Annotated in this window: 13 protein-coding genes; 11 read left to right on the forward strand and 2 right to left on the reverse strand. The window is 33.4% G+C overall.

What is annotated here, in order from left to right; translation table 11 throughout:
* Positions 1-254: 254 nt before the first annotated feature.
* Both RT99_RS20415 and RT99_RS20420 read right to left on the reverse strand, forming a co-directional pair.
* A complete protein-coding gene (locus RT99_RS20415) occupies positions 255-2,537 on the reverse strand; it encodes a restriction endonuclease (protein ID WP_042566599.1) in 2,283 nt (760 codons plus the stop codon).
* A gap of 319 nt (positions 2,538-2,856) precedes the next feature.
* Entirely contained in the window at positions 2,857-4,068 is a 1,212-nt protein-coding gene (locus RT99_RS20420) for an alpha/beta hydrolase-fold protein (RefSeq protein WP_052483740.1), read from the reverse strand.
* 248 nt (positions 4,069-4,316) lie between these two features.
* Here RT99_RS20420 and RT99_RS20425 point away from each other — a divergent pair, with 248 nt between their 5' ends.
* The 11 genes from RT99_RS20425 to RT99_RS20475 all read left to right on the forward strand — a co-directional run bounded on the left by RT99_RS20425 (position 4,317) and on the right by RT99_RS20475 (position 14,501).
* Positions 4,317-5,525, forward strand: coding sequence for an anhydro-N-acetylmuramic acid kinase (locus RT99_RS20425; RefSeq protein WP_042566600.1), 1,209 nt, complete (start codon positions 4,317-4,319; stop codon positions 5,523-5,525).
* Positions 5,526-5,974: 449 nt separating this feature from the next.
* Complete coding sequence (locus RT99_RS20430) at positions 5,975-7,546, forward strand: glycoside hydrolase family 10 protein (RefSeq protein ID WP_042566601.1); 1,572 nt, start codon at positions 5,975-5,977, stop codon at positions 7,544-7,546.
* Positions 7,533-8,801, forward strand: coding sequence for an MFS transporter (locus RT99_RS20435; RefSeq protein WP_042566602.1), 1,269 nt, complete (start codon positions 7,533-7,535; stop codon positions 8,799-8,801). Before RT99_RS20430 ends, RT99_RS20435 begins: the two co-directional genes overlap by 14 nt.
* 21 nt (positions 8,802-8,822) lie before the next feature.
* Positions 8,823-9,164 (forward strand): tetratricopeptide repeat protein, encoded by a 342-nt coding sequence (locus RT99_RS20440; protein ID WP_042566603.1) that lies wholly within the window; start codon positions 8,823-8,825, stop codon positions 9,162-9,164.
* A 176-nt stretch (positions 9,165-9,340) separates the two neighbouring features.
* Complete coding sequence (locus RT99_RS20445) at positions 9,341-9,790, forward strand: GNAT family N-acetyltransferase (RefSeq protein ID WP_042566729.1); 450 nt, start codon at positions 9,341-9,343, stop codon at positions 9,788-9,790.
* Positions 9,791-9,792: 2 nt separating this feature from the next.
* Entirely contained in the window at positions 9,793-11,406 is a 1,614-nt protein-coding gene (locus tag RT99_RS20450) for a glycoside hydrolase family 3 protein (protein ID WP_042566604.1), read from the forward strand.
* Between the two features lie 134 nt (positions 11,407-11,540).
* A complete protein-coding gene (locus RT99_RS20455) occupies positions 11,541-12,179 on the forward strand; it encodes a peroxiredoxin (protein ID WP_007805603.1) in 639 nt (212 codons plus the stop codon).
* Between the two features lie 212 nt (positions 12,180-12,391).
* Positions 12,392-12,700, forward strand: a complete 309-nt coding sequence (locus tag RT99_RS20460; protein WP_007805605.1) for a co-chaperone YbbN — start codon at positions 12,392-12,394, stop codon at positions 12,698-12,700.
* A gap of 104 nt (positions 12,701-12,804) precedes the next feature.
* The gene (locus RT99_RS20465; RefSeq protein WP_042566605.1) at positions 12,805-13,062 is read left to right on the forward strand and encodes a hypothetical protein; all 258 of its coding nucleotides are present in this window, start codon (positions 12,805-12,807) and stop codon (positions 13,060-13,062) included.
* 556 nt (positions 13,063-13,618) lie between these two features.
* Positions 13,619-14,116 (forward strand): thiol peroxidase, encoded by a 498-nt coding sequence (gene tpx / locus RT99_RS20470; protein ID WP_042566606.1) that lies wholly within the window; start codon positions 13,619-13,621, stop codon positions 14,114-14,116.
* Between the two features lie 10 nt (positions 14,117-14,126).
* Positions 14,127-14,501: a diacylglycerol kinase family protein gene (locus RT99_RS20475; RefSeq protein WP_042566607.1), complete on the forward strand. Its 375-nt coding sequence runs from the start codon at positions 14,127-14,129 to the stop codon at positions 14,499-14,501.
* Positions 14,502-14,518 lie beyond the last annotated feature (17 nt).

Raw genomic sequence — 14,518 nt, forward strand, 5'->3', positions numbered from 1 at the left:
AGATTTTTTCTTTTAATTTCTTTGTTGATTATTGGAACGGGTACGAAGTCGGGAGACTTCGCGCAGCGTAAAACCTTTAATAATATTTTGATTTTTAGAAGACTTCGAAGAGCAGGGACTTCACACAGCGTAAAACTTTCACTAATATTTTTGGCATCTAGAAGAATTCGCACAGCATAACTTCTAATGTTATTTTTGGTTTTTAGAAAACTTGTAAATCATAGTTTGTGCTTATTCCAACATATAACATTTTATTAGCGCTCAAATATTGCATCTACATCATCATCCTGAGACGAAGAACTGCTATTATAATTAATTGGTTCTGGTTCATAATCTTGGCTATTAAAATAATCCATTGCCATGCTGTCAATATCTAAATTTGAAACAATATCGGAAGTATTATATTCAACTCTTTCTAAAACTGACTGATTAAACCCTTCTAAATAAACTGTTAATATATCATTTACTTCGGATTCAATCCCTTCTTTGTTAATTGTGTAATCAGCATACCCGTCTTCATAATAAATATGACTTAAATGATCATTATAATTAATGTCTAAATAGCTATTATTGACTATGTCTTGTAAATAATTTTCAATTCTTTCCCCTGCTAGAAATAAAATTTGCTCATCAATGATATTAAATTTATCTATAAAATTTAAAAGATCTTTTAATGTATCTTCATCTAACGAATCTTTTAAAAAACCTTGTAAAAATGTATAATCAGTAATCTTTATTTCAAATTCAAAATCTGTCAATATCATTAAAAGTTCGGATAATTTGCTTCCCGAAGGATAAGTAGCATTTACTAAGGCTTTAATAAAATTTTCTATTCTACTTTTCAAACGGTCATTGAAAAAATCTACATAAGTAAGTAATATCAAAAAATCCCATTCTTCATTTTTTATTTTTTTTTCAAAAAAATAATCAAATAAATCTTCTTGAATTTTTTGTGAAGATTGTTTGTTAATTTTTTTATATATTATAAGAGTATTTAAGAAAATTATAGAAGTTTCTGTTTCTAAGGATTTTAAAATGTTAGTAATTAATTCAGTTTCTTTGTGATAGGAGCTAAGGACAAAATCTGCGATTGATGGATTAAAAAGAATATATTCATAATTACTTGCACTTATTTGATTCCTATTTAGTAATGATTTTATAGCCACTTTTCTAATTCCTTCAAAACTTTTATCTGAATGGTCACCCAAATTTACAGGATGAATTTTAAGAAATTTATTATACGATTTTCTTAGTATATCTTCAGATATTTTTCCATTATTGTATACAGTCAAAAATGTCAAAGCTCTTACACAATCATCTGTCTGATTTTGAAAATAATCTGCCCATATATCTTGTGGCTCATCTAAATTTTTTTTAATGTATTTCCAATAATCATCTGGGAGAGTATTAGCAATTCTTACTTTATCAGTAACAAACTCGATTATACGAGGATTAAAATTTCTATGCTCAATTATATCTTTATAACGTTTATCCTCATATATACTATCAATATAAATTTTGTCTAAATTTGAATGATAAACGTGATTGTATAAAATACGTGCCTTATCTATTTTTGTTAAATTTTCAACTCTTAATAAAAATTCATTATCTCGAATTTTTCCATTTTGAAAATTATGGCTTAGACTATAAGCTTTATTTAAAATATTTGTTCTAGATGTGAGAATAAATTTTTTAGAATTATCCTTACATATTCTATTTATAAATTTAACAATATGTGAATCTCTTTTGTTATTAATAGCATCATATAAATTACTACCTAAGAAATCATCACAATAAAATATTATTTTCTTTTTTTCTTTTTCTCTAAACAAGTTTTCTGCTTCTGTTAAATTTTCTTCAATATCACAAAATTCATATCCTTTAGCAGTATATAAAAGGGCTAAATTATCTGCCAGTGTAGTTTTGCCAATTCCAGGTTCACCAGTCATTATTATAACATTCTTCTCTTCTAAAATTTTTAATCCTTTTATATGATTTTCTGTTATTGCATACTTATAAGTATTTTCTTTTATCTCGCGAATAGTACTTTCACTTCTACCTTTAATAGCGTTATTATAAACTAAATCTAATACAGAAGCACTAGTAATCCATAATTTAAAGTTTTGTTCAACCACAGCTTGATTTTCTTTTTTTAGAAGAAAGGCTATTAAATCTTCTCTACCAAAAATATCATCCTCTCTTTTTATAAATGGATGAAATAGTGTTTTTATATTTTCTTTATTGAGCCTCGATAATTTTTGAGAAGTGATAAAAATATATTTTTTGGGGTTAAGATTCTTAACTTTTGCTACTTCCTCAGATCTTAGTTTTGAAATAAATGTTTTGTAAGGTGTATCAACATAATGTTTACATTGAATAATTCCCTCTTTATTATTGCCAATCCAGAATCGACCATCAACACCTCCATCTTTACCTGCCTTGAAAGTTTCAACTCGTATGTTCAAAATTTTCTCAATGATTGATGCCCCTAAAGCTTCAAATTCGCGGTCATTAAGTTTTGATAGATCAAATTCCATATTTATTTATATTATTATCTGGTTTAAACTATTAATTTATTATTATTTGTAGAATAAAAAAATAGACTTTAAATTGTTTAAGTGTAATAGCTTATAACTTTCTGTTCAGCTAATTTAATGTTTTTTACTTTTTGCAATGAATTGACCTATCCTTTTTAAACCATAATACATTTTTAATTCAAATCCTACTCTAAAACAAAACATGAATTTCCCAAAAATATCAATTAACAATTCCAAACAACCAAGTACAAATACCTGTTTTTCATAAGCAAAAAAAGCCCAACCAAAGTTGAGCTTTCCTATATATAATTAAATAATCTTACTTCTTCTCCTTCAACAACTTCTCCAATTTTTCTTTTGTTTCCGGAATTGCTTGTAGCGTTAAAGCCTTTTTAAAAGTTTCAATTGCTTTTGTTTTATCGCCTTTTTCCAAATATAAATCGCCGAGAGAATCATAACAATTGGCACTTTCAGGATAGTTGGTGGTGTTGAGCTTAAATAAGGTTTCGGCTTTCGCTAATTGTTTGGCGCCCATCATTTGGTAACCTAAATTGTTAATCTGGCTTTCTCCGGGTTTTACGATATAACCCATGTTTTCAGAAACATTTTTGTAATGTGCAACCAATAAAGAATCTAATTTAAAATCAGGATTTTTTAATTCGCTGTCGTAAATTTTAAGTTTGTAGAATTCAAAAATAAAACGAAGCGCATCATATTCTCCAATCAAACGAACCGAAGGATGATTGTCATCTTCATAAAATTTGTATTTAAAACGCAATTGGTTCTTTTTGTTTTTAGACTGCTCTTTAATAAATGCTAAATTACTGCGAATAAGTCCCGTAGTTCCGCTCGTATCTTTTTGAACACTTACCGTATCAACGCCTCTTTCTAAACGGTTTGCCATTGCCATATACAATGTTTTTCCTTTATAATTTTGAGTCGGCAAAGTCGTTTTGCCCTCTTTCACCGCTTTTTGATTGTCCCACCACAACGAAGCATCAAGAGAAACATACGAATTAAATAAAGTCGGATTATGCAAAAAAGTATTCATAACCGTCAAACCTCCAAGCGAATGACCAATAAAAGTTTTATACGATGTTGTTGGATAATTGGCATCGATATACGGAATCAATTCTTTCTCGACATACGCCATAAATTTCTCGCCGCCGCCCACAACATCTGGCAATTCTTTATCTGTACCGGTTGTTAAATCTACCAATCTATTTTGATGCAGGATTCCAACCACAATCATGGGCGGGCAAAGATTCGATTCTGCCATGTGTTCTGTAATACTCACAACGGTGTTAAAATTTTCGCTTCCGTCTAACAAATAAATGACAGGATAATTACCCCTGTCTTTAATTTTATTTCCTCCGTTACTATTCGGAATATGGATCCAGACTTTGCGTTGCTGTCCTAATATTTTTGAAGAAATGGTTTCTTCAAATCCTGTTGTAAACGGACTGTTTTCCTGTGCCTGCATGCAAAAAGACAGCATGAATAAGGCAACAGAATAAAAAAATGTTTTCATAATTTTTTAAGATTAAATGTTTGATTGATGATTCAAATTCAACAAAACAATTCTGATGAATTTCCGGGCAAACTTAACCAATTAATCATCAAACTTTTTCTGCATTTTTTAACCTTTATAGAATTGAGTTGCTTTTTCCGAATTAGTGAATTTTAGAAATAAAAAATTCCTTTTTCACTATATTTATATGCAAATAAATCTGATTTTAGCGTTATCAAATAAAACTGCTTTTCTAAAACTTCATTTTAATGAATAAAAATATAAGATCTCTTTACGAAATCGCTCAAAAAGAGACCCGAAAAATAATAGGTTTAATGTCCGGAACTTCGCTCGACGGACTTGATATTGCGCTTTGTGCTGTTTCTGGTGCGGGCGAAAATACGGTGGTGAAAATTCTTGAATTCGAAACCATCGATTATTCCGAAGAGATTAAAACCGAAATCCGTAAAGTGTTTGCACAAAAAACTATCGATTTTCAGCATTTGGCTTTATTAAACGAATGGATCGGGATTTTGCACGCCGATCTGGTCAACAATTGTCTAGAGAAATGGAATATTCCCGTGCACGAAGTCGACTTAATTGCCTCGCACGGACAAACGGTTTTGCACGCGCCGAAGTTTTTGCATCAGCAGGAAAAATTCCCCAATGCAACTTTACAAATTGGCGACGGCGATCATATTGCCGTAAAAACAGGAATTATTACTTTATCTGATTTCAGGCAAAAACACGTTGCTGCAGGTGGCGAAGGCGCGCCTTTGGCCGTTTATGGCGATTATTTATTGTTTAGCAAAAAAGGCGAAAACCGTATTATGCTTAACATGGGCGGGATTGCGAATTTTACTTATTTGCCCGCTTCACAAAATGCCGAGGAAGTTTTTGTAACCGATACCGGAACCGCAAATACGTTAATCGATATTTTTACGAAAAATTATTTCCCTGAAAAAAGTTACGACAAAGATGCCGAAATCGCTCAAACCGGAACGGTAAATCAAACGCTTTTAACGGAATTAAAAAGCAATGCTTTCTTCACGAAAAGTTTCCCAAAAACAATTGGTCAGGAATTATTCAATAAAGGTTTTGTCGAAAATGCATTGGCAAAAACAAACCTTCAAAATATTTCGGCACCAGATTTGCTTGCCACTTTAACGAGGCTCAGCGCAGAAACAATTTCCGAAGCGATTCAGTTTGCAGCAAAAAATACTTCGTATGAACTTGAAAATTTCAAGGTTTATATGTCGGGAGGCGGTGCAAACAATCCGTTATTGGTAAAATGGCTGAAGGAATTATTGCCTTGCGAATTTTACAAAAGCGACGATTTAGGCATTTTAAGCGATGTGAAAGAAGCGGTTTTATTTGCGCTTTTAGCCAATGAAACAGTTGCCGGCGGTGATTTTAATTTCGGAACAAAAAAAGGAATTCCTTCCGTTACGATGGGCAAAATTTCGTTTCCTGATTAAATGAGTCTGCCACGAAGACGCTAAGACACAAAGTTTTTTTTGCCACAGATTATGAGATTAAAATGATTTTGTTTCACGCAGATTTAAAAAGATTTAAGCAGATGCGCGCAGATTAATTTATAAAAATCTAAAATTAGATCTGCTTAAATCTGCAAAATCTGCGTGAAATTCAAATTAAAATAATCTGTGCGAAATATTATAATCTGTGGCTTAAAATTTTCTCACGCAGACTGGGCAGATTTAGCAGATTTTTTTTATAAAAAGCTTTGTGCCTTTGTGCCTTCGTGGCAAAAAAAACAACACGCAATACATTATTAATATTTATCGTAAATTTATTCAAAAACAAATACATGAAAATCAAATAATTAGCATACAAATTATAATTTCTTAATTATTTATTATAGTCCGCTAAAAAAACTATTTTTGATTTCTGTTTAAAAAAGATTGAAATGCATAAAAATCAGCACCTAATATACTCTCTCCTATTTTTATTAACCCTTGGATGGAATGCCTTTTCGCAGGAAAAAGTGACGCATCCTAAAAATGAATTTAGAGGTGTCTGGATTGCAACGGTTGTCAACATCGACTGGCCAAAAACCGCCGTTGACAACGTAGAAAAGGAAAAAGCAGATTTTATCGAGATTTTAGATGCTTACAAAAAATTAAATTACAACGCCGTAATTGTTCAGATTCGTAGTGTTGGAGACGCTTTTTACCCTTCGGAACTGGCACCCTGGTCACGTTTTTTGACGGGGAAAGAAGGTCAGGCTCCGGCTCCGTATTACGATGCTTTGGCTTGGATGATTGAGCAGGCGCATTCGAGAGGTTTTGAATTTCATGCCTGGATGAATCCGTATCGTGCGACTTTCGATTTAAACAAAGGTCTTTTGAGTCCAACGCACGACATTTTCAAACATCCGGAATGGATGATCGAATATGGCGGAAAATTATATTACGATCCGGCATTGCCTGAAGTTCAGACGCATTTAACCAAAGTGGTTAAAGAAGTTGTCGATAAATACGATATCGATGCGATTCATTTTGATGATTATTTTTACCCATACGCCGTTCCCGGAAAAGTTTTTAACGATACGTCTTCTTTCAAAAAATACGGTTCTGGTTTAAACCTTGCCGATTGGCGTCGTGCGAATGTGAGCAATTTTGTGCACACGATTTCTACGACTATAAAAGCCAGCAAACCGTGGGTTCAATTCGGAATTAGTCCGTTTGGGGTTTGGCGAAACAAATCGATGGATCCAAAAGGTTCTGAGACGCAATCGACTTCCAATTACGATGATTTATACGCTGATCCAATTTTATGGATGGACCAAAAATGGATCGATTATATTATGCCGCAATTGTATTGGAGCATGAATAATCCGCGCGCTTCTTACTCAAAACTCGTAAAATGGTGGTCTGAAAATTCGAATAATACGGCTCTTTATATTGGTCACGCTTCATACAAAATTAGAGGCGATGGCGACAAAAGCTGGAATTATGTAAGCGAAATTCCAACGCAGATCGATTACGCCAGAAGTTTCAAAAAAGTGGGCGGAAGCGCTTATTTCAGTTCAAAATGGTTCATGACCAAAAACTTCGATATCGTTCGTCTTTTAGAAGAAAATCAATATAAATATCCTGCGCTTCCGCCGGCAGTTCCTAATTTAAAGCGAATTGTAATTGATATTCCAACGGTAAATGAATTTTCAAAAGACAGTCTTAAATATTATTTCAACATCAAATCGCCGTTAAATACCAAAGTTCGTTATATGGTGGTTTACGGTGCAGATCATATTTCGCGAATCAATACCAACGATGCAACACAAATAATTGACAAGATTATGGTGCATGAAATCGACGGTACGATCTCATTTTCTATCCCTGCAGAAAAAATGAATCAGTATAAAGCTTGCGCTGTAACTTTTATTGATTATTTTGCGAACGAAAGTACCCCAACTACTATCGACACAAAAAAGACATTTAAAATCTATACACCTGCACAACCGAATGAAAACAGATAAATCTCCATGGTTTTGGATTCCGCTTTTAAATTTTGCGTCTGGATTGCCTTACGCCGTTATCATTTCCGTTTCGGTTATCATGTACAAAAATCTCGGAATCTCTAACGAAGACATTGGGGTTTATACCAGTTTATTATATCTTCCGTGGGTTATAAAACCACTTTGGAGCCCATTTATTGAATTGAACGGCACCAAAAGAAAATGGTTTTTATCGATGCAATTGCTTATTTCGATTGCGTTTTTACTGGTCGGTTTTACGGTACCATCCAATGGATTTTTCATCATGACATTGGCGATATTTTGGGTCGCCGCTTTTGCATCAGCCTCTAATGATATTGCCAGCGACGGCTTCTATTTATTGGTTTTACCCAAAGAACAGCAATCTTTTTTCCTCGGAATCAGAAGTACTTTTTACCGACTTTCACTTTTAGCCGGAAACGGATTAATCGTTTTGTTTGCCGGATATTTAGAACATAAATACGGAGATAATACAAAAGCATGGTCGTATACGATGATTGCCGTTGGTTTATTAATGACGGTAATTACCGTTTATAATTTTGTTTTTACACCAAGAAATGAAATTAATTCGGTTGAAAACAATAAAGATCACCACCAAAACTTTGCCACGATCTTTGTTACTTTTTTTAAGAAAAAACAAATCGGATTGGTATTGGCGTTTATTTTATTGTTTCGTTTAGGAGAATCGCAATTGCTTAAAATGCTAAGTCCATTTTTATTAGATGCAAAAAATCTTGGCGGAATGGCTTTAGACACTGAAGCTGTTGGAATAATTTACGGAACTTTTGGTGTTGGCGCTTTAACCCTGGGCGGAATTTTGGGCGGAATTGCTATTTCGAAACAAGGACTTACTAAATGGATGTTTCCGATGTTTTTAGCAATGCATCTTCCAATTATCGGATTTATTTTGCTGGCATTTTTTCACCCTTCTTCTATTTATTATATTTACGCCGTTGTTATTTTAGAACAATTTGGTTACGGATTTGGTTTTACAGGTTTTATGATGTTTTTAATACATGTTGCCGAAGGAGAATCAAAAACAGCACATTATGCTCTTGCAACCGGATTTATGGCTTTAGGAATGATGATACCGGGAATGTTAAGCGGTTATATACAACAATATTTAGGCTATCAGCACTTTTTTATCTGGGTTCTGCTGGCGACAATTCCGGGATTGATTTTGTCCCGTTTTTTAATTTTCCCAAAAGATTTTGGGAAAAAATCAGAAGAAGTTTAACCCCAAATCAAACTCTTACTTATGGAAATCAATGAAAATTTGCAAAACGAACGCAACCTAAAAGGCGCTGAGTTCGAGAAGGAAGGAAATTTTGAAAAAGCAATTGAAGTATATGAAGAAAATGTCGCGGAAAGCTTTAAAGGAAATCATCCTTACGATAGATTGGCTACGATCTACAAAAACCAAAACGATATCGACAACGAAATTCGGGTTTTAGAAAAAGCAATTGTTGTTTTTGAAGAAATCACACTTGAAGATCGTTTGGAAGGTTTACCAAAACTTTTCCGTTTTAAAAACCGATTGGAGAAAGCAATTGAAACAAAGAAACAATTAGCCAAACAAAAGAAAGCAAAACTGAAGTAATATATCGAATAGTATCCTTGATTATTTAGTAAGAACGTAACGGATTTTTAAAAAAAATTAAGCTTAATTTTCTTTTTACCATTAAGATATTAAGTTCATAAAGCTTGACTTAAATATCATAATACTAAAATGATTGAACTTGTTTTGACATAATTACTAACTTTTTTTATTTGATGATGATTACCTTGAAAAGAACGAATTCTGATGATGTTGATTTTGTAAATCTTGTTGCTTTATTAGACAAAGATTTAGCGATCAGAGACGGAGAAGATCACAGTTTTTATAATCAGTTTAATAAAATTGACAAAATAAAACATGCAGTTGTTTTTTATGAAAATGATATTGCTGTGGGCTGTGGCGCTTTTAGAGAAAAAGAAACTGATTCGGTGGAAATAAAACGCATGTACGTGCATCCGGATCATCGAAAAAAAGGAATTGCCTCTCAGGTTTTAGCAGAACTAGAACGCTGGGCTGCAGAAATCAACTATCCGTACACGGTTTTAGAAACCGGAAAAAAACAACCCGAAGCCATTGCTTTGTACCAAAAATCAGGTTACAGCATAATTCCGAATTATCCTCCTTACGAAAACGTGGAGAATAGTGTTTGCATGAAAAAGACTTTATAATAATGAAAATGACAGCCGAAGCATTAAAACAAAAAGTGGGACAATTCTTTTTTCCTGCTGTTTTTATAAACGATACCGAAGAAAATATTCAGGAAACCGAACGTTTGATCAAAGAACACAACATTGGCGGATTGACTTTTTTTCATAGTCGGGCGAGCGCTGCAACGAATTATGAAAGCAAGAAAAAAGTTGTTTTTAATGACGATAGTTATCAAAAAATAAAAGACTTAATTATTCGCTACCAAAAAGCGGCTTCTACTCCCCTTTTAATTAGTATTGATGCCGAATGGGGCTTGGCGATGCGTATCGAAAAAACTCCGCAATATCCGTACGCGATTACGCTTGGCGCTTTGCCTTCAACTAAAGCTAATTTGGTATACGAAGTTGGAAAACAAATTGGTTTAGATCTCAAATCCGCCGGAATTCATTATAATTTATCGCCATTGGCAGACATCAACAATAACCCCAATAATCCGGTTATTGGGTACCGTTCTTTTGGCGAAAACAAAAAGAAAGTCGCTGATTTTGCTGTCGAATATTTAAAAGGAATGTCTGAAGTTGGCATTTTAGGCTGTTTGAAACACTTTCCCGGACACGGAAATACCAATGTCGATTCGCATTTGGGATTGCCGGTTTTAAATGAAACTTTGGAAGAATTATTAGAAAACGAATTATATCCTTTCATTAAAGGAATTGAAAATAATGTCGACTCCATAATGATTGGACATTTGGCCGTTCCAAGCTTAAATGACGGAAAAAATACATCGGCTACTTTATCAAAACCTATTATCGAAACACTTTTGCGCGAGAAATTGGGTTATGATGGTTTGGTAATTTCTGATGCGTTAAACATGCACAGCGTTTCTAAATTGTATGAAACAAAAGGCGAATTGGAATGGGAAGCTTTCAACGCCGGAAATGATATTTTATGCTTCGCCGAAAATGTTCCTGAAGGAATTGAAGCGATTCTTAAAAATGCTTCGCCGGATAGAATTGAAGAAAGTTTCAATAGAATCCTGAAAGCGAAAGAAAAAGTAGGTCTTATAAATGATTCTTTTGCTGCAACCGGCGAGTTAAATTTCGAAAAAGCTTCTCAATTAAATCTTGAAATTGCAGAAAACTGTATTACAAAAGTTATCGGTAATTCCGTTTCTGACTTGGTTTTCGAATCTCAAAAAAACAATCAATTAGCCAAATTGAGTTTATATAAAAATGTTGAGAATACTTTTTTCAAAACCTTAAATTCAAAATTACCTTCACCGGAATTTGCTTTTGAAAATCTGGAAATTTCAGATATTTCATCCATCAAAAAAGAACTGGAAAATTTCGAAACGATTCTTATTTCGTTATTTGTTCCGAAGGCAAAACCTTTGAATAATTTTGAAGTGAATGATGAAGTCTTCGTTTTACTTTCAGAATTGCTTCAAACTAAAAAATGTGTTGTTTACGTTTTCGGAAATCCGTATGTTTTGCCTTTAATTCCTAATCTTTCCAAGGCTTCAGGACTAATTGAGGTCTATCAGGATTTTGAAGAATTTCAAAAAGTTGCAGGAATTTATCTTCTTGAAAATAAAAATCATTCAGGAAGCTTACCCGTAAATACTGACATTCAATAACTTACAAATTACTCAATCATCATCATAATTAAAAATTATTACTTAATAAATATTAATAATTACATCTTATTGTAATTACCTTTACTTATACCCTACTTTTGCACCAAATAAATATTTAACTTAAAACGAAAAATATGTCTTTAGTAGGAAAAAAATTCCCAAGTATTGCAGTAGATGCTATCTCAGAAATGGGTGATAACTTAAAAATCAACATTTTTGAAGAAGCAGTAAACAACAACAAAAAAGTATTATTGTTTTGGTACCCAAAAGATTTCACTTTTGTATGTCCAACTGAATTACACGCCTTTCAAGCTGCATTACCAGAATTTGAAAAAAGAAATACTATCGTAATCGGAGCTTCTTGCGACACAAACGAAGTACACTTTGCGTGGTTAAACACTCCAAAAAACAATGGTGGAATCGAAGGTGTTACTTACCCAATCCTTGCTGACACAAACCGTAACTTATCTAACATTTTAGGAATTTTAGATATTGAAACTACAGAATACAGCGAAGAAACTGATTCAGTTATCATCGAAGGTTCAAACGTAACTTACAGAGCTACTTACCTTATTGACGAAACTGGAAAAATCTTCCACGAAAGTGTTAACGATATGCCATTAGGACGTAACGTAAACGAATACTTAAGAATGGTTGATGCTTACACTCACATCCAGGAAAAAGGAGAAGTTTGTCCTGCAAACTGGGAAGCTGGTAAAGAAGCTATGTCTGCTGACAGAATCAGTACTGCTGAATACTTAAGCGCAAACTAATTTTTTATAAAGGTACAAAGGTTCAGAGGTACAGAGTGGCAAAGGTTTTTTGCTGCTACGATTTACAAAGTTTCTAAACTTTGTTCTTTGAACCTTTGCTACTTTAAAATTATCAAAAACATACAAAGCTACAGAGCGACAAAGAAAAATGAAGTTTCAAAAACTTTGTTCCTTTGAACCTTTGCCGCTTTGAACCTTAAAAAAATAAAAAAATGTTAATCGACTTAAACGAAGATACGTTAGCAGATTTAGTTGCTAAAAACGAAAAAGTAGTAGTACAATATTCAGCTTCATGGTGTGGAAATTGCCGTATTATGAAACCAAAATTCAAAAAATTAGCGACAGAAAATGAAGCTATCACTTTTGTTTTGGTTGATGCAGAAAATTCTCCGGAATCAAGAAAATTAGCCAATGTAAGCAACTTGCCAACATTCGCAACTTTCGTAAACGGACAATTAGTTGGAGAAACTCAAACCAACAAACAAGAAGTTTTAATCGACTTGGTAAACGCAATTGCATAATGAGATTAGTTAGACTAACTTAGATTTTAGACTTCTTAGATGTTGTCCTAAATTAAAGAAAGTCTAAGAAGTCTAATGTCTAAAAATCTAAGAAATCCAGAAATATGAAATTACCTGTAATAAAGCAATTAACGCAATTTATCGAAGAAAACGATCAGGATTATATCATCGAAACTATTGAAGTTTTAGAAGCTATGACTGAGATTCCATCTTTAAAAGATGAAGAATTGGATGTAATTGGCGAATTGATTTCAAATATGTATGGCGCACTTGAAGTACACAAAATGGTATCTCAGGGCACTGACAAAAAAGAAGCTTTAAATGCGTTCATGAAACGTGTTTTAGGTTCGATCGATAAATAAACTGGCCTCTTTCCTGAAAAATAAAAAAACATGACTAAAGAAGCGTTTTCTAAACAAGAGAGCGCTTTTTTTTATGCCTAATTATTTGGGCGAGACAACATTAGAAAAAGGGGCTAATCTAGCATAGCATTATTCGCCCCTTTCCCTAATGCTGTCGGGCTATCCGCTCCGCCGCGGCGGATTGCTCCTATCCCTCTCGCGGAGCAGCCGTTTTCAGTTTAAAAATAAACAAAAGTCTACGCCAGCAAAGTCATTGCGATGAACGAAGCAACCGCACTAACAAAAGCAAACTTTGAGGATTTACTAAGTGAGATTGCTTCGTTCCTCGCAAAGACAAAAAAAATCTGCGTTAATCTGTGTTTTCGCAAAGCGAATCAGCGTCATCCGCGTTCCATATCGACACAAAACCACAAAGACAAAATCAGAACATTCACAACATAAATTCACAAATTATTCGTTATCTTATAACTAGCTTAATTGTGATGACAACGCCTAACAAATACTTTTAGATTCAAATATTAATCCTTACTTTTGAACCTCATTAAAAAAAATCACCATGGCTTCAATAACATTAGGAGGAAATCCAGTTCATACATCAGGAGAATTACCAAAAGTAGGTTCACAACTTGCTGATTTCAAATTAGTACAAAATGATTTATCAGTAGCTTCATTAAGCAATTTTGCTGGTAAAAAATTAGTTTTAAATATTTTTCCAAGTATCGATACGGGAACTTGTGCGACTTCTGTTAGAAAATTCAACGAAAGTGCAAGCAATTTAGAAAACACTACTGTTTTGTGTATTTCGAGAGATTTACCATTTGCTCAAAAACGTTTTTGTGGTGCTGAAGGATTAGAGAATGTTGTAAACTTATCTGATTTTAAAGAAGGTTCTTTTGGTAAAACAAATGGTTTAGAAATCCTTGACGGACCTTTAGCCGGTTTACACTCAAGAGCAATCATTGTGGTTGATGCTGACGGAAAAGTTCTTCATACAGAACAAGTTGCTGAAATTGCAAACGAACCAAATTACGAAGCAGCTTTAGCAGCACTATAATATCCAGATAATGGCATTTGAAAAAGATAATACCTTTGTAACAGGTCGATTAAAAAGCATGACTTATGCTTTTAACGGAGCTGTTAAACTTATAAAAACAGAGCATAGCATCATGGTTCAATTCTCTTTGGGAATTATTATGACCATTGCGGGGTTCTATTTTAATATTTCACAAACTGAATGGCTTTTCCAGGTATTAGCTATCGGTTTAGTAATGAGCATTGAAGGATTGAATACGGCTGTAGAAAAAATTGCCGACTTTATTCATCCTGATTATAGCAAACGAATCGGATTTATTAAAGATATTGCTGCAGGAGCGGTATTTTTTGCCGCAATGACAGCAATAGCAATAGGCTTGATTATTTATATACCCAAATTTATATAGGCAATACTAAACGCAAG

The organism is Flavobacterium sp. MEB061, assembly GCF_000834715.1.
GTDB lineage: Bacteria > Bacteroidota > Bacteroidia > Flavobacteriales > Flavobacteriaceae > Flavobacterium > Flavobacterium pectinovorum.

What these genes read in the sequence shown, in the direction of transcription:
- RT99_RS20475 (WP_042566607.1), top strand. Translation starts at nt 14,127, where the DNA reads ATGGCATTTGAAAAAGATAATACCTTTGTAACAGGTCGATTAAAAAGC.
- RT99_RS20445 (WP_042566729.1), top strand. Translation starts at nt 9,341, where the DNA reads ATGATTACCTTGAAAAGAACGAATTCTGATGATGTTGATTTTGTAAAT.
- RT99_RS20460 (WP_007805605.1), top strand. Translation starts at nt 12,392, where the DNA reads ATGTTAATCGACTTAAACGAAGATACGTTAGCAGATTTAGTTGCTAAA.
- RT99_RS20415 (WP_042566599.1), bottom strand. Translation starts at nt 2,537, where the DNA reads ATGGAATTTGATCTATCAAAACTTAATGACCGCGAATTTGAAGCTTTA.
- RT99_RS20465 (WP_042566605.1), top strand. Translation starts at nt 12,805, where the DNA reads ATGAAATTACCTGTAATAAAGCAATTAACGCAATTTATCGAAGAAAAC.
- RT99_RS20430 (WP_042566601.1), top strand. Translation starts at nt 5,975, where the DNA reads ATGCATAAAAATCAGCACCTAATATACTCTCTCCTATTTTTATTAACC.
- RT99_RS20425 (WP_042566600.1), top strand. Translation starts at nt 4,317, where the DNA reads ATGAATAAAAATATAAGATCTCTTTACGAAATCGCTCAAAAAGAGACC.
- RT99_RS20450 (WP_042566604.1), top strand. Translation starts at nt 9,793, where the DNA reads ATGAAAATGACAGCCGAAGCATTAAAACAAAAAGTGGGACAATTCTTT.
- tpx (WP_042566606.1), top strand. Translation starts at nt 13,619, where the DNA reads ATGGCTTCAATAACATTAGGAGGAAATCCAGTTCATACATCAGGAGAA.
- RT99_RS20440 (WP_042566603.1), top strand. Translation starts at nt 8,823, where the DNA reads ATGGAAATCAATGAAAATTTGCAAAACGAACGCAACCTAAAAGGCGCT.
- RT99_RS20455 (WP_007805603.1), top strand. Translation starts at nt 11,541, where the DNA reads ATGTCTTTAGTAGGAAAAAAATTCCCAAGTATTGCAGTAGATGCTATC.
- RT99_RS20420 (WP_052483740.1), bottom strand. Translation starts at nt 4,068, where the DNA reads ATGAAAACATTTTTTTATTCTGTTGCCTTATTCATGCTGTCTTTTTGC.
- RT99_RS20435 (WP_042566602.1), top strand. Translation starts at nt 7,533, where the DNA reads ATGAAAACAGATAAATCTCCATGGTTTTGGATTCCGCTTTTAAATTTT.